Raw genomic sequence first — 21782 nt, 5'->3', positions numbered from 1 at the left:
GAGCTCAAACTGACGGGCGACTTCGGTTAGTGTGGACAGGGCGTCACTTCAAGTAGGTTTTGTAAAAAACCGTATTGAGAAGTTTTTTTTAAAGACAAATTTTGTCTGTGGTTCACAGGTTCTCGATACATTTTTCTCCGCTTTGCTGTGAAAAACACTCGAACTGACGGAGCTCGAACTGACGGGAGACTTCGGTTCGTGTAGTGCTTTAGCTGTTTAAATGTAACCTTCTTTAACCACCCAGTCTTCTTCCCCTGTAAAAATCCACCGCTCCATAGGAGAGGAATTTTAATCCATTTTATAGGCAAAGTCATTAAAAAAGTCTTTTTACATTACCATGCTATTTCACCGGATTCAGGATTGGTTTCTTCACTGAAGAATTTTCCTGTGGGGCCATTATCACCGATCAATGCGTATTTAATAATTCGTTCAGCAGCAACTTCTACATCTCCACCTTGCTGATAAGTGAAATCTGTTTTAGTGTAACCCGGGCAAACTGCATTGACTTTGAAACGTGAATCTCTGAGTTCATATGCAAGTATAACAGTATACATGTTCATTGCAGCTTTTGAAACAGCATACACAGCATATTTGGCACTGTCGTAAGCCATCCATTCCGGATCACTTTGTGTTGTCAGCGAACCGACACTTGTACTGACATTTACAATTCTGGGCGCTTCTGATTTTCTTAAGAGACTGATGAAACTTTGAGTAATGCGCATCACACCGAAGAGATTGGTCTGAAGAACTTTCTCATATTCTGCGGGATGTGTTTCTAAAGCAGTCTGTGGTAATGTTCCGCTGATCCCCGCGTTATTTATGAGAAGGTCTAATTTTCCGGTCTTCAGCTCAATCTGTTTTTTCGCCTGATCTGCAGAATCCTGAAGGTTGACATCAAGAGGCAGTATCTCAAAATTTGAAAAGCCTTCTGACTTTAACTGCTTTTCAGCGTTTTGACCATTTTCAATATTTCTGCTGCCCAGATAAACGAAATAACCTTTCTGTAGAAGCTTTCTTGCAGTTTCGAAACCAATTCCTTTGTTAGCGCCTGTAATTAATGCTGTTTTCATTTTTTATATATTTAAAATTGATAACAGCAAAATTGAACCTTTGCAGGATCAAACGATTTACCAATTGGTAAAAAGTGCTTTAGCGTATATTCTTTCGTATTCTGCTGAGAGACTGCTGTGTTATTCCCAGATACGAAGCGATGTAGGAAAGAGGAACACGGTTGGCGAGACCGGGATATTCTTCCAAAAATTCAAGATACCGGGTAGTGGCATCCTGAGAAATCAGAGGACTTATTCTTTCCACTTTCCTGATCAGTGCTTTTGAAATGATTTTCTGCATCAGGCGATCCCATATCATTATGGTATCTGAAATTTCTTCCCAGTTCTTTTTGGGGAAAGTAATAAGGGTACAGTCTGTAACCGCCTGAAGATAAGAGGTGGAAGGTATTTCGTTATCGAAGCTGGCTTTACAGATCACCATATTTTTTTCTTCAACAAAATATTTTGTTATCTCTTCCCCGTGATTATTGTAATAATAATTTCTTAAAATACCTTCTGTTACAAAACCAATTTCCTTAACCACTTTTCCTGCTTCGGCAAAGTGATCATCTTTTTTCAGTGCTCTTTCGAAAGCATTTTCTTTGATCAGATCAATCTGATGACCATTAAGATCTCCGAATTTCAGCAGAAAATTAATAAATTCTTTCATGGTGCAATTTAAGTAAAAACGGTATTTTAAGATTTACCATTCGGTAAAAAGAAAAGAGAAACCTTCGGGTTTCTCAATGATCTGATGATTAAAAGCATTTTAATACAAAAACTACCACGGGCTGATTCCAGATTCGTCCTCAATATCGTTGCTGTAAAACTGTCCGGTCGGTGCATTTTCGTCCGTTAGCGTATGTTTAACGATAAAATCTGCAGCACTCTCCACAGATCCGGGACCGCTGTGATGATTGAAGTCTGTCGCTGTATAACCTGGATCAATCACATTTACTTTGAAGGGCAGATCTTTTAGTTCATACGCCAATACGATGGTATACGCATTCAAAGCAGATTTTGAAGGACCGTAAGCAGCATTTTTTACCTGATAGTATTTCCAAACCGGATCACTGTGTAAGGTTAATGAGCCTAATCCCGAAGTGATATTGCTGATTCTCGGGCTGTCAGATTTTTTTAAAAGATCAAGAAATACCTGAGTGACTCGAATGACTCCAAAAAAATTGGTCTCAAACACCTCCTTAATATCTTCCACAGAAGTTTCTGAAGCTGTTTGAGGATTTACCCCCAAAATGCCGGCGTTGTTGATCAGAATATCGAGTTTCCCTTTATCTTTTTCTATAGTTTCTTTTGCTGCTGAAATTGATTCTGAATTGGTGACGTCGATTTCCACAGGTTTAATGTTATCAAATCCCTGTGCAGAAAGTTCTTTTACAATAGTTTCACCTTTTGCGATATCTCGGCTTCCCAGGTAAACGAATAATCCTTTCTGTGAAAATTGTTTTGCGGTTTCAAGACCGATGCTTCTGTTGGCTCCTGTTATGAGTACGGTTTTCATTTTCTTATTTTTTTATGTTGTACAGTGCAAAGTTGATCTATTTTAAGATGATCTGATTTGTCATTTGGCAAAAAACATTTGTTGGATAAAAAAAATATGGAAACTTGGTAGATGAGTATTAAAATCAGCCATCATAAAGTTTGCGGGCTCAGAAAATTTCAGATTTTCCAATCTTTACAGATGAATGTTCTTCCTGATTCTGCTAAGTGATGACTGAGTAATCCCTAAGTAGGATGCAATATAGGATAAGGGAATTCGGTTGACCAAATTAGGATAGATTTCCAGAAATTTCAGATAGCGTGTTTTTGCATCTTCAGAGACCAGAGGGCTTCTTCTTTCCACTTTCTGCATCAATGCTCTCGAGATTATTTTGTGAACAATGGCATCCCAACCTACGATGGTCTGTAAAAGTTCGAGCCAGTCTTTTCTCTGAAAAATGATCAGTTTACAATCAGTAACCGCCTGTACATAGGCGACTGAAGGGAGCTCATTATCAAAACTTTCAAGATCTACCACGAGATTGTTTTCTTCGATAAAGTATTTCGTGATCTCTTCTCCTTTATTACTGTAATAACAGACCCTGAGAATTCCTTCATGTATAAAACCCACCTGACTGGCAACTTTTCCTGCTTCTGAAAAATAAGCATCTTTCAGAATGGTGATTTCAGTTGCTTTACTTTTGATAAAATCGATTTGCTGGGGGTTGAGGTTCCCGAATCTCAAAATAAAATCAAACAGTTCTTTCATAGGTGCAATTTAGACAAAGAAATTTTTGCAGGATTCGTCATTAGGTAAATATTAATTAAAAATAAAAAGAGAAACTCTGAAAGTCTCTCCTGTTATTTTTGGGCTTGAATTTTACAGTTTTTATTTTCTCGCATTTCTCAAACTCAATTTTTCTCCAACACCGGGATCAGGTGTTTCCAGTTCAGCTGCCTGGCGTAATCCAAAGCCGTTTTACCATGATTGGTTTTTATATTCTGATCAGCTCCCGACGCAAGAATCACTTCTACCGAACTTAAATTTCCGGCAATCGTTTCTCTGTGTAGAAGGGTCATCCCGTTTTCGTCTGCATTTGTGAGTTCGGCAGGATATTCATTCAGGAATTTTACAAAATCTTCTTTCATATTTATGCTCATCGGATGTTCGGTAAGATTTTCAGGTTTTTCTTTCTGCTCATGAACTACTTCTACCATATTAAAATCTCCGAAATCAAGCTGCCAGGCATTGTCGTGGTCTTTTCTTTCAGATTCGGACATATCTGCGCGCATTTTCTGAATAGTAAATCCACCGTAAGCTTTGGGAAGAGAAGGAGAAGAGAAAAGTTGGGAGAATTTTGATTTTTTCTCTGTCGGGGTGATAGCAAAAAGCCAGTCGCTGATCTCACCCAACGGAATGTTAACATAATCTCCTGCCTGGATATTGGTCAGTTCATTAGGCTCGTTGATCAGGTATCCCTTTACGTTATCGCCGTCAAAGTCAATTTCATTGATCCACATATGTTCGACGATCGGTTGTTCAGAATCAGGGTCTTCCTGAGAAAAAGCTACTTTCACACATGAAACGGTAAGTCCCGGAATAATTCTTCTGTATTCCCAGGATTGTTCTCTCCAGAAATATTTGAAAGTTTCCTGAGCGTTTTTATACGCGGCAATCATTTTTGAATCGGCACCGTCTGCAAAAAATAGGGTACTGTTTTCCATGGTTTAAATAATGTGATTTGATTGGTTTGTGTAACTTTCAGCTTCAACAATTTGAATTCACCGAAGACTGATAAGGAATGTTAAACTAAAATACTGAAAATTAAACAAAAGGTTGACTTTTGCAATGACAATTAAAATAGATTGTCTGAAATAAATCTGAGGAACTGATCGGTTTTTCTGAAGACAAACCGAGAGATTTCACCAATGAACTGCTCAAAAATGACTTCGAAGATCATCCGAAGTAATGGAGTTATCAGTTCTGATAAAAATTCAAATAAGATCATTACAATTATATTAAACGTCTTTTATAAAATCTTCATACTCGTAATAAAATCTTTCAAAAGCATCCATTTTTTCCACAAAAAATTCAAAAATTTCCTGCCAGGTATTTTTGTTGAATACGGATACATTATGTTTTTCGATCCAGATTTTCGCAATTACTTTTCCGTTTTCCAACGTGAAATATTCTTCCTTCTGAAATTCCCCGATGAAATCTTTTAAAATATCTTCCAGTGACCAGATCTTTTCATAATAAGCATTTCGATAAACCTCATCCCTCATTTCGATCTCTAAAGAAACTTCTGCTTTTTTGTTGTCTGCATTGAATTTAAAAGAAAAATCTTTGACTTTGGTATCATACAAAATCCACTTTCTCGGAAATGATTTTCCAAAAGCCGTCCAAAATTCTTTCTTTAACTGCTGAGCCTCCTGTTTACTGAACATAGAACAAAATTAGTGAATTTTAACCGGAAAATGAAAACTGCAATCCGATGTTTTATATACTCAAATCAATTATTGACGGCATCCAACGGCTTATCAACGAATGAATACATATATCAAACTATTTTCTTATTTTTGCTGTGATGCTGTCAAAAAAATCTCAATATGCTTTTAAGGCACTTTCATATCTTGTAGAAAAAAGGAATGAGGGGCCTGTTCTTATATCAGAAATTGCCGAGTATAAGAAAATTCCGTTAAAGTTTCTTGAAAATATTTTATTAGAACTGAAAAAGTCTGAAATTCTCGACAGTAAGAAAGGGAAGGGCGGCGGATATTTCCTGCGACAGAATCCTGAAAAAGTAAATCTGGCGAAGATCATTCGTCTGATCAATGGACCCATAGCCATGCTTCCCTGTGTAAGTCTCAATTTCTATGAAAAATGTGAAAACTGCAACGAAGATCACTGCAGCCTTCATGATGTCCTGATCGAAGTCCGGGATGCTTCATTAAAAATACTGGAAGAAAAAACACTGCTGGATCTGATCGACTGATCAGAAATATTTTTTCGAATATGTAGTCTACCCGTTTGGTAGGATAGCGAATTTATCAGATATTTGCAATACTCCAAATGAATAAAGTATGATTCCAAAAGAAAATATTTCTGTCTCCGGGCAGAATTTTATGTTACATATTAAAGATCATCAGCGTAAAGTAAAGATCTTTTAATCATGGATATCTCCAGAAAAATTCAGATCAGGATCAATGTGCTTCTTATCACCCTTGCTGTTTTGGTTACTGCATTTATCTTATTTTATAATCTGGGTTATTGGGATGAACTTCAGGTCATTCTCGCAAAAGACAATTACATTTTTTACTGGATGCTCCTGGTAGGCGTTTTTGCTGAAATTGTCGCAGGCTCAATGGGTATGGGATATGGAGTGATCTGTACAACCACACTGTTATTTCTAAACATTCCACCGCATATTGTCAGTGCAAGTATCCATTCTGCAGAAAGTTTTACAACTGCCGCTGGAAGCATCAGCCATATCAAACTGAAAAATGTAAGTAAAGGTCTTGTTAAAAGACTGGCAGTTCCTGCCGTGATCGGAGCCGTGATCGGGGCTCTGAGCCTAACTTATCTGGGAGAATATTATTCTAAAATTACCAAAACCGTTATTGCTTTTTATACACTGTACCTTGGGATCAGGATTTTATCGAATGCTTTTAAACCTAAGCAGGATAAAGCCTTGAAAAAGAAAACAAACCTCACGAGATTAGGAATCATTGGCGGATTTATCGATTCTTTTGCCGGGGGAGGATGGGGACCCCTTGTTACCGGAACTTTAATCAAGAATGCTTTTACACCGAGATTTGCCGTTGGAAGTTCAACGGTCGCAAAATTTATTTTAACGATTACTGCAGCAATCACATTTTTCCTGACCTTAGGAATCCAGCACTGGAACATTATTCTCGGTCTTCTTATCGGCGGGATCATTACGGCGCCTTTTTCTGCCATGCTTACCGCAAAACTTCCTGTTAAAAAAATGTTTGTTGTGATCGGGATTCTGGTCATCATCATGAGTTCGATTACGATCTGCAAATCAATTTTCTGAAGCATTCAGTTTTATAGAATATTTAAGATAAGGAATATTTGCAGACAGTGAAAATATTTTATTTTTACAGTCTAAAAATAAAGTATGAATTTACATATTGTTGCACTATTTAAGTTTAACGAAAGTTACCTGATGGAAGCAGTAGATCTTTTTCAGAAACTGGTGAGAGAAACCAGAAAGGAAGAGGGATGTCTTCAGTACGAATTGATTGAAGACAATGAGAAGAAAGGAACTTTTTTCCTGATTGAGCTGTGGGAAAGTGTGGAACATCACAACCGTCACAACGGAACCGATCATCTTTTTGAATTCAGACAGAATACTTCCCGAATTTTAACGGAAACAGCACAGGTGTACAAAGGTTTTAAAATTTATTGAATTAAAATTTGCCAACCTAAAATGCAAAGGCAGTTTCAAAGAATGATGAAACTGCCTTTATAGAAAAAATAGAAAGTATTATTTAATATTGAATTGTACAGTCAACTGTAATTTTAAACTGAGCTGATTTATACCGTTCAACGTTGATTATTTCACGATTAATTTTTTGGTTTCAGTTTGCCCGCCAAAAGTTATTTTCACCAGATAATTACCTGATGGAAGGTGAGATAAATTCAATTCCTGCTGGTAGAATCCTGCCTGGTTTGACAATTCAGCCTGGTGAACTTTTTTTCCGGAAAGATCATACACTTCCGCAGCACCTTTGTTATTGGCTTTTTCTTTTACATCATATAAAACCGTGACTCTTTTGTCTGCAGTCGCAGGATTAGGATAGATTCCGAAAGAAGCTTTTTTACCGATTTCTGTAACTCCCAGAACTGATGTTATGTTTTTATATTTGAAATACATATTTCCTGTCGATGAACCGTCATTTGAAACGAAATACATCCTGTAATAATCACTACCCTGTTTTATGTAAAAAACGACATTAGAATAAGGAATACCCATTGTTGGTTTCCAGTAATGTCCTATCGTCGTAATGTTGCTGGAGAATGATGCTGCTGCCGGTAAAGTAGCGGTTGAAGTTGCCTGAATTTCCGGCTGTACCCTGGCTACGGTAATATTCGTATTCTGGATTACACCGGACAACCTGTATTTCATTGTTTGTGGGTTTCCCTGCTGATCAACGTACGGATAGTCATTCCAGTATCTTGTAAACATAAGATCCCAGTTGGCTTTTGGCGGTTCAAGATTAGAAACTTTCTCTCCGGTTGTGAAAGAGAAATAGTTGAAGAAAGCATCATCAGTGCCGTTGGCTAAAGTTTTGGTCTGAGTGGAATCCCACGATGAAGTACCAGCATTCCATTTAGCATACTTAAAAGTATAACCCCCGAAATAATCTTCTATCATAAATTTATAGAATACATCGGAAGGATATTTTAGTATAAAAATGACGCTTCCTACTACATGGTGATTCCCGGGATTATATTCACCCCATCCATAAGTGGCAGAACCCTGTTCAAAAGCACCTTGCTGAATAGCGGTTGTATTGTCTAAATTATATAACGGTGCTCCGTAAGTTGAGATATTATTTGTCGTAATACTGTTCCAGTTAGCTGCATTATTGGAAGCCTGATAAACTTCAACATTCTGAGCATCATTGATTCTTGTTCCGAAATTCATTGAAGAGTTTCTGTAAAAAGCAATATCCCATGTATTGGCAGGCTGGGATACAATGGTATTTGCGCTGAAATCATAGAAGACCCTGTTTTGATAAGAAGCTCCCATACTAAGATTTACCGTCGTGTATCCGTTGGCATCCGTTTGAGCCAGAGTGGTTTGCTGAACTGTCAGGGCAAATAAAGAAGCCAGAAGTAATTTTGTTTTCATAGTTAAATCTCTTATTTAGAATTATTCTACAAAACTAAGTAATTATTTTTAATAAGTCTAAATAAAAACATGATATTTATCCTGTTATTAATAATTTGAAGACATTTTTTTTTGATTATTCGGTTGATTATCAGTTTTATGTATACAAAAGAGGCTGACTATGGATCATAATCAGCCTCTGGATATTTAAATAGAATTAAATTATTTCTTGATAAATTTAGATTTTACTGCCTTACCCTCTGTAGTTTCAATAAGAATATAGTAAACACCTGCCTGAAGAGCTGTAATATCAAAACTGCTGTTATTTACCTTACCTGCTTCTACTTTCTGACCTGCAGCAGAATAGATTTCCACATTTTTAGGCTGCACTTTTCCAACGAACTGAAGAGCTGTATTTTCTGTATTTACTGCAAATTTAATGTCATTACTTGTCTTAAAATTATCAGAAACGGATAAGCTTCCTGTTGTATTGTAAACGACATCATCAATTAATATCGCTGAGTGATTCACTTCACCGACAAATTTAAAAGCAATATACTGAGAGGTTGAGGCCGGAACTGATATAGTTACAGTCTGCTCTGTTGCAGAAGTTACATTATACACAGGGCTGATTGATGTAAAAGTTGGTGCCCCTGCAGTTGTATTATCAGAAACTAATCCTACTTGCAAAGTACCGTTACCACCTGATCCTGCTGTAAGTGCGTAAGTGAATTTGAGTGATTTGGTTCCGTTTGGCGCAATAATTTGAGGTGTAACTAAGTAAGCGGCAACTCCTGGGAAGAAAAACCCATATAATTGTACATATTTGTCAGTGGTACCATCTGCATATACTCTCGGAGTGGAATTACCGGCGATTTTAGACCAGCCATTCTGTGGCCACACAGCTGCCGTTCCGGTAGTAAAAGATTCGAACGTCTCATTTATAGATGCTACCTGCGCATTTGCGGTGAAAGCTGAAAAAACTAATCCTGTAAATAGTAATTTTAATTTCATTTTTTCTATTATTTTAAATTATGAAGCAAAAATAACAATTAGTTTTTAATTATTCTAAATAAAACAATGATTTTTATCCTGTTTTTATGTTATTAATAAAATATTGTTTAAAAAATAACATCCATATAAATAATCATCCATACATCAGTTATCATTTTCAATATTTAGTTATCAATACTGAATCTGTAAAATTATTTTGTAAAATCTCAATTGTTTTTAATTATTCTAAATAAAGCACTATATTTGTCGAAAATTTTGAATTTATGAAGAAGAAGGCCCTTTCAATCGTGTCGTTATCAGCTGTATTGTGGATAAATGCACAGGAAAAAGATTCTCTAAATCAGAAAAAAATAGAAGAGGTCGTCATCACAGGTCAGTATATGCAGCAGTCAATCAATAAATCTATTTATAAAGTTGAGGTGATTGATGCACAGCAGATTAAAAATATGGCGGTAACAACTGCAGCAGAAGTACTTAATCAAAATCTTAATATATTAATAGAACCTAATAGCGGAAGCGGTGATTCCAACGCAAGGATAATGGGTTTGGGAGGTTCTTACACAAAAGTATTAATTGATAATATTCCTGTAGTGGGTGATCAGGGAATGGGTAACCAGATTGATCTGAGTAAGATCAATGTCAATAATATTGAGCGTATTGAGATCGTAAAAGGGGCGATGGGAGTTGAGTATGGTAATAATGCAGTAGCGGGTGTAATCAATATAATCACTAAAAAAAATTATACTAAGAAAGTGACCGCACTTCTTTCCTTACAGGAGGAGACCGTAGGGAAAGATTATGACTGGTATAAAAAAGGCAACGGACGCCATATCCAGTCTTTAAACCTTGGTTTTAAACTTTCAGATAACTGGTCATTGACTGCAGATGTAAATCATAACGATTTTCAGGGTTACAAGGGTGATTTGAACGGGTATAAATATTTCAACTTAAGTAACGACAAAAAGAGAGGATACGAATGGCTTCCTAAAGATCAGATGACAGGAAATGCGGCACTTCGATATGCTAAAAACAATACTTCATTTTTCTATAAAGTTAATTTCCTTTCAGAAAATATCAATTTCAGAGACCCGAGAATTACTGATTATCCTTTAGGTGGAGGAGAAAGAACGTTTGTATCAGAAGACAGGGACTACTTCACGAAAAGATGGATTCATCAATTTAATATTCAGACAAGATTAGGCTCAAGAATTAATTATCATGGAGATTTTTCTTATCAGACCCAGGAAAGAAAATCTCAGGATTATTTATATGATGTTCCTAATAGAGAAGTTATTTCAAAGGATGAAAAAAGTACATATTACGATACAAAAGTATTTTATTCCAGAGGGATGTTCAGTAATTTTTTAGACAGTGAAAAAATTAATTTCCAGTTAGGATACGAGCTTGATAATACCAGTGGTTTTGCAGGTTCATCGACTTTTGAATTTAATAATAATGGAATCAATATAAAAAGATCAATCTTTAATTATGCTAATTTCCTTTCGGCAGAATGGAAATTAGATGACAGGTTTTCATTACGTCCGGGTGTAAGATTAGCCTTAAGTGATAAATTTGATTCACAATATAATTATTCACTGACAGCAAGATATAATACTACTGAAAGGTCAGATATCAGAGCTGTTTTCGGTTCGTCAAACAGATTTCCTACGTACGAAGAGCTTTACACCTATGTGGTAGATAATAACCATGATATCCGCGGTAATGAAAACCTTAAGCCGGAAACAGGATACTCTTTCGGATTGTTTTATGACTACAGTTTACCATCTTCCAATTCATGGAAACTTGATGTAAGCTTGTCAGGAATGTTTTTGGATGTAAAAGACAGAATAGAAAGCGTGGTGGTAAGCAACGAGCCGCTGAAATATACATATCTGAATATCAATAATTATAAATCCCTTCTGTTTGGAGGAGGAGTGTCACTGCGTAAAAACCATTTAATGCTGAGTGCAGGAGTTTCGGTTATGGGAATTTCTCAGGAACTGATTTCAGGGACTGTAGTGTCACCGGATGACTATAATTTTTACACGGAAGCCAATTTTGCAGCAAATTATACATTGGATCAAACGAAAACTTTATTTGCATTATTCTATAAATATACAGGAGTCAGAAAACAGTTTACTCAGAAGTTTAACCAGAATCCCGGAGCAACTCCTGAATATATCTTAGGGGAAGTAGGTGATTTTAATATGTTGAACTTTACCCTTACACAGCCGTTTTTCAATAATCATTTAGAGCTGAGTTTAGGAATCAAAAACATTTTTGATGTATCAAGTGTAAGAAATACGGTAATTTCCGGAGGTTCCCACAATGCCGGTCCGGATCAGCAGAACCTGTTCTACGGCAGAAGCTACTTTGCCCGTCTAAACTATAATTTTTAATAAGAATTAAAATGAAAAAAATACTTTTTTGCCTATTAGTTGGGGCTTCATTCATATCTCAATCCTGTATCAACGATAACGAAGATCCTGTAGGGGTGCCGCCTGTAGAAGGTTCAATAATTGATGCAGTAGTAGGTGGTCCTACACAGCCGAATCAGGTGTGGTATGATCTGAGTAAACAGGAAGAAGTACTGACAAAGAGAACAGACTGGGACCTTGGTCTGTATTCCGGAAATGAGTTTAAAATAGTGCTGAATTCATCAGTTATGATGGCAGCAGGAAAGATTGAGAATGCAACTAATATAGATCTGGTGACAGATGCCGGTGTTACAGCACTTAAAAATCAGGTTCAGGTTGCTAATTTTAATCCTGCGAATGTAACTTATATAGATGATGTAAACGGTAACTTTCCGTCAGGATATACGGCAATTGAAGATGTAAAAGTGATTGAAGCCGATAATGCAGTTTATCTGGTTAATATGGGAAAAGAAATATACAGCGGGTCTGTGCCGGTTGGCTCCGTTGTTACCGGAGGTGATAACAGAGGCTGGATGAAAGTGCAGGTCGCAAGAGCCGGAGCAGGTTACAAAATCAAATATGCAAATCTGAATGAATCTCAACACAGAGAGCTTATCATAAGTAAAAATACTGCTTATAATTACAGTTTTGTCAGCCTTGTTAATAATAAAGAGGTTTTTATTCAGCCTGAAAAGAAAAACTGGGATTTATGCTTTACCGTATTTACCAACACAATTACAGGGGCAGGAAGTTACATTTATGCAGACTTTGTCACACATAACAATGTGGGAGGAGTAGGTGCTTATGAAGTGGTAATACCTGCGCCGGCTTCGGGAATAGAAGCGTATAATAATTTTAAACTTTCAGATATCCAACAGTCCAAATTTGTTTACAATGATCAGCGTATTATTGGTTCAAACTGGAGAAATCCTGTAGGAGCAAACGGTCTGGAGGTTTTCGGTGACCGATTCTATGTCGTCAAAGATGCTGAAGGTTTTTATTTTAAATTGAGATTTACAAGAATTACCAGTACAGCGGGAGAACGTGGCTTCCCTCAATTTGAATATAAACCTCTATAGAAACAATCAAATATCCAATAAAAATGAAAAAATTCATTCTTGCAGCTTCTGTGCTGATGGCGGTATACTCATGCAAAAAAGAAGCAGGGAAGCCAACAGAGAACAAAACTGAAGTTTCATCCGAAACTCCAAAGACCAACAATAAAATAGTTTCTCTGAACGGAGGAATTACAGAAATTGTAAGTGCCTTAGGTCACGGAAGCGAAATTGTAGCTACCGACGTTACCAGTACCTATCCTGAAACGTTAAAAGCGACTGCTAAAGATCTGGGTCACGTAAGATCAATGACCATAGAACCGATCATGGCAGTAAGCCCGACCTTGATTTTAGCTTCGGATAAAGATATCAATCCTGATTTATTAGACAAGATCAAAGCTTCAGGAATCAAAACTGAATTGTTTAAACAGGAATTTACCGTTGACGGAACAAAAAAACTGATCGCTGAGGTTGCAAAAGCAGTAGGGAGCACAGAGTTTCAGAAATTAAATGATAAAATAGATGCAGATCTTAAACTGGTACAGCCTATTGCCAAAAAACCAAAAGTATTATTCATTTATGCAAGAGGGAATATGATGATGGTTTCAGGAAAAAATACGCCTATGGCGGCTTTGATTAATCTTGCCGGAGGTGAAAATGCCATTAATGATTTTGAAGATTTCAAACCTTTAACCCCGGAAGCGGTTGTTAAAGCAAATCCCGATGTCCTGTTTTTCTTCTCCAGCGGTCTTGAAGGTTCTGGAGGGAATGAAGGAGCATTGAAAATGCCGGGCGTTTCTCAGACCAATGCAGGTAAGAATAAAAAGATCATTGCGATGGACGGAGGTCTTGTTTCAGGTTTCGGACCAAGATTAGGTGAGGCTGCAGTTGCACTAAACAAACTTTTAGTTGAAAGCACAAAGTAAATTATATTTCTATGTAATCATAAGTGCCCTTCTGCTGGTTTTGCTGGCAATAGGGGCACTTTATATCGGTGTTTATGATTTTAACGGGGTTTCGCCATTTACAGTTTTACAACAGTTTATTACAGATGATCCCAATTTAGCATTAAGTGACCGGTATGTGATCTGGGATGTCAGGGCTGCGCGTATTATCATGGCAATTTTAATAGGCAGTATGCTTGCGGTTTCGGGAACGAGCCTGCAGGGTCTTTTTAAGAATCCTTTGGCAACGGGTGAGGCAATAGGTTTAACTTCGGGAGCAACTTTACTGGCAGCGATAGCAATTGTTTTGGGAGGGCATTTCAAACAGTATCTTCCTGAGATGGTGCAGTTTTCACTGACCGGTATTTCAGCTTTTATAGGAGCCTTACTGGCCATGATGCTGGTTTACAGGATTTCTACAAGCGCCGGAAAGACAAATGTGGTCATGATGTTGTTGAGTGGTGTTGCGATTACCTCTATCGGTTTCTCCATCACAGGGTTTCTTATTTATATTTCAAAAGACGAGCAGTTGAGAGACCTGACGTTCTGGAATATGGGAAGCCTGGCTGCTGCAACCTGGACAAAAAACAGTGTTCTGACCATTGTAATCATTATTTCTTACATTGTTTTACTGCCGAAAGGGAAAGCTTTGAATGCCATGATGCTTGGTGAAAGAGATGCCCAGCATTTAGGGATTAATGTGGAAAGTTTAAAAAAACAGATTGTTGTGATCACCTCATTAATGGTGGGAACCTGCGTGGCTTTTTCAGGGACGATTGGTTTCGTTGGACTCATCGTTCCGTATATTTTAAGACTTCTGTTCAAATCAAATTATACTTTCATTTTGCCATTGTCGGCAGTTTTGGGAAGTATTCTGCTTTTGGTTGCAGACACCATCAGCAGAAGTATAGTAGCACCTTCCGAATTACCGATCGGTATCCTGACCTCCCTTATCGGAGGACCTGTTTTTATCGCAATTTTGATTAAATTTAAAAAATCACTTTGATGTTAAAGGCGAAACAGATCAATTATAAGCATAAAGAATTTTTTATTCTGGATGATGTTGATATCACTTTAGGATATGGTGAGTTTTTAGTCATTGTAGGGCCCAACGGAGCCGGAAAATCAAGTTTACTGAGTATCCTGGCAAATGAAGTCAGACAGGGAAAACAGGAAATCATATTTAAGGATCAGCCGATTTCCGATTGGGAAGTCCGTGAGTTATCGATGCATAAAGCTAAATTTTCACAGCATAATTCAAACGAAATTCCTTTGCAGGTAAAGGATGTCGTAATGATGGGGCGTTATCCTTATTTCGATTCACAGCCCCGGAAAGAAGATTTTGAAGCAATGAATAAGCACATGTACGAAACTGATGTGTATCATTTGAAAGAAAGGGATTACAATACCTTGTCAGGAGGTGAAAAGCAGCGTGTCCATCTTTCAAGGGTGATGGCTCAGGTTGAAAATAAAATTGAGCATAAACTGATTTTTCTTGACGAACCATTGAACAACCTGGATGTTAAACATCAGTACAAAGCTTTGGAGATCATTAAGAAGTTTACGAAGAAAGCCAATTCAGCCATTGTAGTTTTACACGATCTGAATCTGGCAGCGCAGTTTGCAGATAAGATTTTATTAATGAAATCCGGGAAAGTTTCCGCTTACGGAACACCAGGAGAAGTTTTTACTTCAGAAAATATTTCACAGGCATACAATTTTCCATGTACGATCTGCCCACATCCTGTCAATGCAAACCCAATGATTATTTTTGGATAAATGGAACAGAAAGATTTAAAAATATTAGCAGAAAATTTGGCCAATCCGCAAGGGGAGAAAGGCATTGAGATCGGTAGGATGATGCATGCCACCAACATTGGAATGACGTTGGAAAGTATTCATGCTTTACTTGTTGAAGACAGCGAGCATATTCTGGAGATCGGTCATGGAAATGCCGGACACCTTAAGAGTTTTTTAAAAATTGCTAAAAATGTGAAGTATACAGGAATAGACATTTCTGAAACGATGCACAATGAAGCAAAAAAATTAAATTCAGATCATAAAGATCAGGCTGATTTTGTACTGTATGACGGAGTAAAACTTCCGTTTGAAAATGAAATTTTCGATAAAATATTTACCGTCAATACCATTTATTTCTGGAAAAACCCGATGGAATTTTTAAATGAAATTTACAGGGTCTTAAAAGATAACGGAACATTTGTACTTAGTTTCGGACAGAGGGATTTTATGGAAAAATTACCCTTTACCGAATATCATTTTAAACTTTATGATAACGCAGAAATGGAGGAGTTGATTTCTCAAAGCCACTTCAAAAGAATGAAAATCTCCGAAAAAGAAGAAGAAATAAAAAGCAAAACCGGAGACGGACTCATCAAAAGAATTTATACAGTTTTAACCATAAAAAAATAAGACAATGAGCATATTAGTTAACGAACTGAAAGAAAAATGGGAAGCTCTTAAAGCAGAAAACCCACATTTGAGAATAAGAAATGCAGCTGAACAGTTAGGCGTAAGCGAAGCAGAACTTTTATTGACAAATGTTGGAGAAGAAGTAACGGTTCTGACGGCTGAATTTACCAATATCCTGACCGAAGTTGAAAAGTTGGGTAAAGTAATGGCACTGACAAGAAACGATGAGTGTGTACACGAAAGAAAAGGGACTTATCTTAATGCTGATTTCAGCAGACCTCATGCACAGCTTTTTGTAGGTGAAGATATTGATCTCAGAATCTTTATGAATCATTGGAAGTTCGCATTTGCAGTCGTTGAGGGAGATAGAAAAAGCCTTCAGTTCTTTGGAAAAGACGGTCTTGCTCTTCACAAAATATACCTGACCAAAGACAGCAATGCAGAAGCATTTGATGTGATTGTTGATCAGTTCAGAGCCGAAAATCAAAGTGAAACTTTTGAATTTGAAGCAGTAGCTGCAAAAGCTCCTGAAAAAGAAGATTCAGACATCGATGCTGACGGATTTAAAAAAGCATGGACCGAATTAAAAGATACCCATGACTTCTTTATGATGACCAGGAAATTCGGGGTTTCAAGAACTCAGGCATTACGATTGGCTCCTGAAGGATATGCGAAGAAAATAGAAACTTCAAAGGTGGTGAATGTATTGGAGGATGCCTCCGAAAAGAATCTGCCGATCATGATTTTTGTTGGTAACAGAGGGATTATACAGATTCATACAGGGGAAGTAAACAAAACCATGTGGCACCAACAGTGGTTTAATGTAATTGATCCGGATTTCAACCTTCATTTAGATGTTACGAAAATTGCAGAGGTGTGGATCGTGAAAAAGCCAACCGAAGATGGGGAAGTGACTGCTATTGAAGTTTTCAATAAAGAAGGTGATTTCATCGTTCAGTTTTTCGGTAAGAGAAAACCGGGAATCCCGGAATTACAGGAATGGAAAGATCTTGTAGCAGATTTAGAAAAGTAATTGATAATTGATTGATGAAGACCGTTTTGTTTTTTTTGAAACTCAAAGCGGTCTTTTTTATTTTCAGTATAGACTGCCGGATATTTTTGGGAATAAACGCAAAATCAAAATTCGGTTCTTAAATGTATAAAAAATGCAAACAGTTGAAAAATACCATGGATTACAATTCAATTTAGTGTAATTTGTGATATTTGTGAAAATCATCTGTGATCTTAATGTTTAAAAAATAATATCTAAAAAATGAAAAATATTTTCATCATCCTGTTACTGGCGTGTTTCTGTATGGTAAGTGCTCAGGAAATAAAAGCTTTTCAGTTTTATAATCAAAAAGGTAAGAAGGTTTCCACCGAAAAACTGGTAAAGGAACTGGAAGAATATGACATTGTTTTCTTTGGTGAAAATCACAACAGTTCGATCAATCACTGGCTTCAGCTTAAAATCACGGAAGCTTTATTTCATAAGAAAAACGGACAGCTTATCCTCGGAGCCGAAATGTTTGAAAGGGATAATCAGTCACAGCTCAATCAATATCTGAACGGAAAATTTGATGCTAAGACTTTTAAAGACTCTGCCCGTTTATGGAATAATTATGCGACTGATTATAAGCCGCTGGTTGATTTTGCCAGAGATAAAAAGCTGAAGTTTGTGGCAACCAATATCCCTAGAAAATATGCTTCCCAAACAGCAAAAGAAGGTTTGGAATCATTAAGTAAACTGAGTGACAAAGAAAAAAACTACATCGCTCAGCTGCCAATCAGTGTAACATTAGAAACACCGGGCTATCCTGAAATGAAAACTATGATGGGGGAGCATGCAGAAGGAACCAAAGTCATGAATTTTATTTCTGCACAGGCAGTAAAAGATGCTACCATGGCTGAATCGATCCTGAAAAATGTTGAGCCTGGTAAAATATTTATTCATTACAACGGAAATTTTCACACCAAAGAATTTGGAGGAATTTACTGGTATATCAAACAGAAAAACCCGAATGTGAAAATGGCGGTCATCTCTGTTTTTGAGTCTGAAGATCCTGAATTGAAAATACCTGAAAAGGAATATATACCGACTGATTTTAATCTTTTTATTCCTGCGGATATGACGAAAACTTACTAGAAGAAGCAAGTAAAATACTATGGGAAAGTTTGAAAGTAATACCAAAAAATCGTAGAATTTTAAAACTAATGTGCTCTTGTATTCAGAGTATAAAATAAAATCTAAAGTGACTAATGTGTTAAAATATTCGGTTACAAGTCTCCACAGATTTACACAGATGATTATGCAGAAAACATCTGCTCCGTCAGCAAATCTGCGAAAGAAATTTATCAATCCAATATCCAGAATGTGTTTAAAAAAAACATCTATATTTGTTTAAGATTTCAACAAAAAATGAAAAAAGTCTCTTTACTTCTCCTATTCTTCGTCAGTTTTATCAACGCTCAAAAACTAACTTCGACCGAGATCGCCCTCATCAATCAAGGTAATGTCAAAACTGCTTTATCTATCTTTCAGACAACAGATGCCCATCAGCACTCTACTTTACTGGATCAGTCAAAAGAAATCGATCCTACAGATCCCAATACTGCAGTATTAGTGGCAAGAATGAAAGAATCTCTTCTCTCGACAGATGGTGGAGTAGGCATCGCTGCGCCACAGGTTGGAATCAACAGAAAAGTGATTTGGGTTCAGCGCTTTGACAAAGAAGGAGAGCCTTTGGAATACTTTATCAATCCTGTGATCACCTGGAAATCTGAGCTGCAGAACCTCGGCCCGGAAGGTGATTTGTCGATTCCTGAATTCAGAGGCCAGTTTTACAGAAGCAAAGTCATTCAATTGGAATATGCTGATCTGAAAGGGCAGAAATATTCAGAAATTGTAGAAGGTTTTACAGCCGTTATTTTTCAGCATGAAACCGATCATCTTTTCGGAATTTTAATTTCAGACAAAAAAGAAAAAGAACTGAATAACGAGTATATAAAAGTAGATGCTTATAAAAAAAGTGATTCTGTGACCAGATAAAATTGATTTTAAAATAATTTTTAAAATAGGCTTAGTGATATTACTTTTTGCTTATTTCACGCATCAATTCAAAGCATAACCCGTCAATGTTCCCGGTTTCCGGGTGAAATGCAGAAACATTTGATAAGATGATAACTCCTGTTTTTGTATCCGTATTAAATGTTACTGAAGAGGAATATCCGGCTGTCCCACCGTTGTGCCAATACAAATCCTGTCCGTTTTCAGATTTTAAAATATGCCATCCCAGGCCGATTCTCATTTTTTCATCAATGGTAAAAGTAGGTTTTCTTGTCAGCGCAAGTTCTTTGTTTTCGGGATCAAACTGGGCTTTTACAAACAATGTCAGATCTTCGGTTGTTGATAATATTCCACCACCGCCAAACAGAACATCAAAATCCCAGTTGGATATTGTTTTTCCATCTGTATTTAGACCCTTCACCAATCCGGTGCCTAAACCCTGAGAACGGGTAAACGAATTTTTCATTTTGTATTTGTTGAAAATAATCTTCTGTAATAATTCCTGAAAATTTGTGTTTTGGGATAATCCTAAAGTATATCCTAACAGTCCTGCTCCAAGATTGGAGTAAGAATAAGATTTTGATGCTTTGTTTACAGGCTTAAGAATGTTTTTCAGGTAATCTTCAATCTGTTTTGTGCCATAGTTTTTGTAAGGATTGGAATCATTGGACAAATCTAAATTTTCCGGCAAACGGGGCAATCTGGAAGTATGATTGGCCAGGCTTTCAAAACTGATTGTTGTCTTATTGTTAAAAGGAAAAGGATAATAGGAATTGATGTTATCGGTAAAACTTATCTTCCTGTTTTCCAGCAGAGATGCCAGAACAGTGGAAGTAAATACTTTTGTGACAGAGCCGATTTCAAAGATCTTGTTTTGATTTTCAATTGGTTTTATAGAATCGTTTTCTTTTATAATTCCGTAATAATCTGTTTTTCCATTTTGAATGACAGCAATAGAAAATTGAGTATTATCCGGGAAGTTTTTAGATTTTAAATAAATAATCGTGGCAATTGGATCAGGATATTTATATAATGCATTTACGGTATTACCTGTTGATATTGATGCTTCATGATAAGGTTTTACAAAAAAACCGTTGATTTTATCATCGTCATCAAGCGAAATGTTAACTGATAAAACAGCTTTTTCAAACTTAGTTTTATATGTTGCGTAAGTTTCCTGTTCATATTTGATAAACTCTGTATGTTCAATTTTACCGGCTGTAGCTTTTAAGCTGTTGAAAAACTCTTTTGTATTTTTAAGTGGTAATGCCTGTTTCATTTCCGGTGAAAAACTGTTGAAAATTTCATCATACTGATCAGTATTGTATCTTTTTTCAAAACTTTCAATCGCAGTTTTATAATCTTCAGTTTGGGCAAAAGACAGATTGATCATGAGAATTGTGAACAAGAACAGGAATATTTTTTTCACAGGTGATTGTATAAATGATTCGGAATCTAAAAGATTTTTATTTCTGTTAAAAATAGGTGTTTTCCTTCAGAAAATTGTGATAATGCACAAAAAAAATCTGCCTCTGTAGAAGCAGATTTATGTATGATGAAAATCAATTTCAGTTGTTGGTTACCGAAAGCTTCACCTCAATATTATTTCTTGTCGCATTAGAATACGGACAGATCTGGTGTGCTTTTTCTGTAAGTTCCTGAGCTTCTTCAAGGGAAACTCCCGGAATGTTAACATCAAGTTCTGCAGCAAGGCCAAAACCTCCGTCTTCATTTTGTCCGATGCTTACTTTCGCAGCAACTGAAGTTTCTCCGGTTTCAATTTTAGATTTACCGATAATCAAATTCAATGCGCTGTCAAAACAAGCGGCATATCCTGCTGCGAAAAGCATTTCAGGATTAGCGAAATCGTCATTCGCTCCGCCCAATCCTTTTGGCATTCTTACTTCAAGATCCAGTACTCCGTTTTCGCTTTTCACCTGTCCGTTTCTTCCGCCTTTAGCGGTAACGTTGGTTGTATATAATGTTTTCATTTTTTTTGAATTTTATTTAAAATTTTTTGAGCCGTTTCTTTGAGTTCAAGAAGGTCTTCTGTGCTCAGATTCAGTTTTTCTTTCATTTTCGCCGGAATTCCGGAAGCTTTTTTCTGTAAATCCCTGCCTGACTGATCAAGAAAAACTTCAACAACTCTTTCGTCTTCTTTTTTTCTTTTTCTGCTAATAAGACCTTTCCCTTCAAGTCTTTTCAGAAGAGGGGTCAGGGTTCCGCTGTCCAGATATAATTTTTCGCCGATCTGATTGACGGTCAATCCATCCTTTTCCCAAAGCACCATCATCACAAGATATTGTGAATAGGTGATGTCAATTTCATCAAGAAAGGGTCGGTATAAACCTGTGATTTCTTTTGCGATGACATACAGCGGAAAACAGATTTGATTTCCTAATTGGTTTGCATTATGATTTTCCATAAAGTTTGATGACGAAAAATTGA

At 36.7% G+C, this 21782-nt stretch carries 23 protein-coding genes; 12 read left to right on the top strand and 11 right to left on the bottom strand.

Translation table 11 applies throughout. From position 1 onward, the window contains the following. Window positions 1-332: 332 nt before the first annotated feature. From AC2A07_RS04330 to AC2A07_RS04305, 6 genes are all read right to left on the bottom strand, one after another. Complete coding sequence (locus tag AC2A07_RS04330) at window positions 333-1070, bottom strand: SDR family oxidoreductase (protein WP_484049367.1); 738 nt, start codon at window positions 1068-1070, stop codon at window positions 333-335. 79 nt (window positions 1071-1149) lie between these two features. After that, window positions 1150-1719 carry a Crp/Fnr family transcriptional regulator gene (locus tag AC2A07_RS04325; RefSeq protein ID WP_484049366.1) on the bottom strand — a complete coding sequence of 190 codons (570 nt, stop codon included), beginning with the start codon at window positions 1717-1719 and terminating at the stop codon, window positions 1150-1152. A gap of 111 nt (window positions 1720-1830) precedes the next feature. Continuing rightward, window positions 1831-2568, bottom strand: a complete 738-nt coding sequence (locus tag AC2A07_RS04320; protein ID WP_484049365.1) for an SDR family oxidoreductase — start codon at window positions 2566-2568, stop codon at window positions 1831-1833. A gap of 174 nt (window positions 2569-2742) precedes the next feature. Then, window positions 2743-3315, bottom strand: coding sequence for a Crp/Fnr family transcriptional regulator (locus tag AC2A07_RS04315; protein ID WP_484049364.1), 573 nt, complete (start codon window positions 3313-3315; stop codon window positions 2743-2745). 143 nt (window positions 3316-3458) lie between these two features. After that, window positions 3459-4271, bottom strand: coding sequence for a DUF2314 domain-containing protein (locus tag AC2A07_RS04310; RefSeq protein WP_484049363.1), 813 nt, complete (start codon window positions 4269-4271; stop codon window positions 3459-3461). A 294-nt stretch (window positions 4272-4565) separates the two neighbouring features. Then, a complete protein-coding gene (locus AC2A07_RS04305) occupies window positions 4566-4994 on the bottom strand; it encodes a DUF4268 domain-containing protein (protein ID WP_484049362.1) in 429 nt (142 codons plus the stop codon). Window positions 4995-5134: 140 nt separating this feature from the next. Between AC2A07_RS04305 and AC2A07_RS04300 the strand changes: the two genes are divergently transcribed. The 3 genes from AC2A07_RS04300 to AC2A07_RS04290 all read left to right on the top strand — a co-directional run bounded on the left by AC2A07_RS04300 (window position 5135) and on the right by AC2A07_RS04290 (window position 6979). After that, complete coding sequence (locus AC2A07_RS04300; RefSeq protein WP_314496509.1) at window positions 5135-5542, top strand: Rrf2 family transcriptional regulator; 408 nt, start codon at window positions 5135-5137, stop codon at window positions 5540-5542. Window positions 5543-5719: 177 nt separating this feature from the next. Then, entirely contained in the window at window positions 5720-6604 is an 885-nt protein-coding gene (locus AC2A07_RS04295; protein ID WP_484049361.1) for a sulfite exporter TauE/SafE family protein, read from the top strand. 84 nt (window positions 6605-6688) lie between these two features. Further along, on the top strand, window positions 6689-6979 hold the full coding sequence (locus AC2A07_RS04290; RefSeq protein ID WP_484049360.1) for a putative quinol monooxygenase: 291 nt from the start codon (window positions 6689-6691) through the stop codon (window positions 6977-6979). 147 nt (window positions 6980-7126) lie between these two features. Here the strand turns inward: AC2A07_RS04290 and AC2A07_RS04285 are convergent, their stop codons facing one another. Continuing rightward, on the bottom strand, window positions 7127-8428 hold the full coding sequence (locus AC2A07_RS04285) for a T9SS type A sorting domain-containing protein (RefSeq protein WP_484049359.1): 1302 nt from the start codon (window positions 8426-8428) through the stop codon (window positions 7127-7129). 201 nt (window positions 8429-8629) lie between these two features. After that, on the bottom strand, window positions 8630-9421 hold the full coding sequence (locus AC2A07_RS04280; protein ID WP_314496498.1) for a T9SS-dependent choice-of-anchor J family protein: 792 nt from the start codon (window positions 9419-9421) through the stop codon (window positions 8630-8632). A 263-nt stretch (window positions 9422-9684) separates the two neighbouring features. Between AC2A07_RS04280 and AC2A07_RS04275 the strand changes: the two genes are divergently transcribed. From AC2A07_RS04275 to AC2A07_RS04235, 9 genes are all read left to right on the top strand, one after another. After that, entirely contained in the window at window positions 9685-11820 is a 2136-nt protein-coding gene (locus AC2A07_RS04275; protein WP_484049358.1) for a TonB-dependent receptor plug domain-containing protein, read from the top strand. 11 nt (window positions 11821-11831) lie between these two features. Continuing rightward, window positions 11832-12917 (top strand): HmuY family protein, encoded by a 1086-nt coding sequence (locus AC2A07_RS04270; protein WP_484049357.1) that lies wholly within the window; start codon window positions 11832-11834, stop codon window positions 12915-12917. 23 nt (window positions 12918-12940) lie between these two features. Further along, a complete protein-coding gene (locus AC2A07_RS04265; RefSeq protein WP_314496488.1) occupies window positions 12941-13819 on the top strand; it encodes a heme/hemin ABC transporter substrate-binding protein in 879 nt (292 codons plus the stop codon). After that, window positions 13803-14843 carry an iron chelate uptake ABC transporter family permease subunit gene (locus tag AC2A07_RS04260; RefSeq protein ID WP_314496486.1) on the top strand — a complete coding sequence of 347 codons (1041 nt, stop codon included), beginning with the start codon at window positions 13803-13805 and terminating at the stop codon, window positions 14841-14843. The genes AC2A07_RS04265 and AC2A07_RS04260 overlap by 17 nt, the downstream gene beginning before the upstream one ends. Further along, the gene (locus tag AC2A07_RS04255) at window positions 14843-15616 is read left to right on the top strand and encodes a heme ABC transporter ATP-binding protein (protein ID WP_314496483.1); all 774 of its coding nucleotides are present in this window, start codon (window positions 14843-14845) and stop codon (window positions 15614-15616) included. Before AC2A07_RS04260 ends, AC2A07_RS04255 begins: the two co-directional genes overlap by 1 nt. After that, on the top strand, window positions 15617-16267 hold the full coding sequence (locus AC2A07_RS04250) for a class I SAM-dependent methyltransferase (RefSeq protein WP_484049356.1): 651 nt from the start codon (window positions 15617-15619) through the stop codon (window positions 16265-16267). It abuts the gene before it with no gap. Between the two features lie 4 nt (window positions 16268-16271). Beyond that, complete coding sequence (locus AC2A07_RS04245) at window positions 16272-17300, top strand: hemin-degrading factor (protein WP_484049355.1); 1029 nt, start codon at window positions 16272-16274, stop codon at window positions 17298-17300. Between the two features lie 240 nt (window positions 17301-17540). Continuing rightward, window positions 17541-18413: a ChaN family lipoprotein gene (locus tag AC2A07_RS04240; RefSeq protein WP_484049354.1), complete on the top strand. Its 873-nt coding sequence runs from the start codon at window positions 17541-17543 to the stop codon at window positions 18411-18413. Window positions 18414-18686: 273 nt separating this feature from the next. Next, window positions 18687-19316, top strand: coding sequence for a peptide deformylase (locus tag AC2A07_RS04235; protein ID WP_484049353.1), 630 nt, complete (start codon window positions 18687-18689; stop codon window positions 19314-19316). A gap of 40 nt (window positions 19317-19356) precedes the next feature. Here AC2A07_RS04235 and AC2A07_RS04230 read toward each other — a convergent pair whose 3' ends face one another. The 3 genes from AC2A07_RS04230 to AC2A07_RS04220 form a co-directional block, all read right to left on the bottom strand. Beyond that, on the bottom strand, window positions 19357-20742 hold the full coding sequence (locus tag AC2A07_RS04230; RefSeq protein ID WP_484049352.1) for a serine hydrolase domain-containing protein: 1386 nt from the start codon (window positions 20740-20742) through the stop codon (window positions 19357-19359). Window positions 20743-20902: 160 nt separating this feature from the next. Further along, window positions 20903-21325, bottom strand: a complete 423-nt coding sequence (locus AC2A07_RS04225; RefSeq protein WP_314496468.1) for an Ohr family peroxiredoxin — start codon at window positions 21323-21325, stop codon at window positions 20903-20905. Beyond that, the gene (locus AC2A07_RS04220; protein WP_484049351.1) at window positions 21322-21759 is read right to left on the bottom strand and encodes a MarR family winged helix-turn-helix transcriptional regulator; all 438 of its coding nucleotides are present in this window, start codon (window positions 21757-21759) and stop codon (window positions 21322-21324) included. Before AC2A07_RS04220 ends, AC2A07_RS04225 begins: the two co-directional genes overlap by 4 nt. Between the last annotated feature and the right edge of the window lie 23 nt (window positions 21760-21782).

The sequence above is a fragment of the Chryseobacterium sp. HNCC26DJ238 genome (assembly GCF_057180465.1).
Note: the sequence above shows the minus strand (reverse complement) of the source record. Positions and strands in the feature narration are given on the sequence as shown.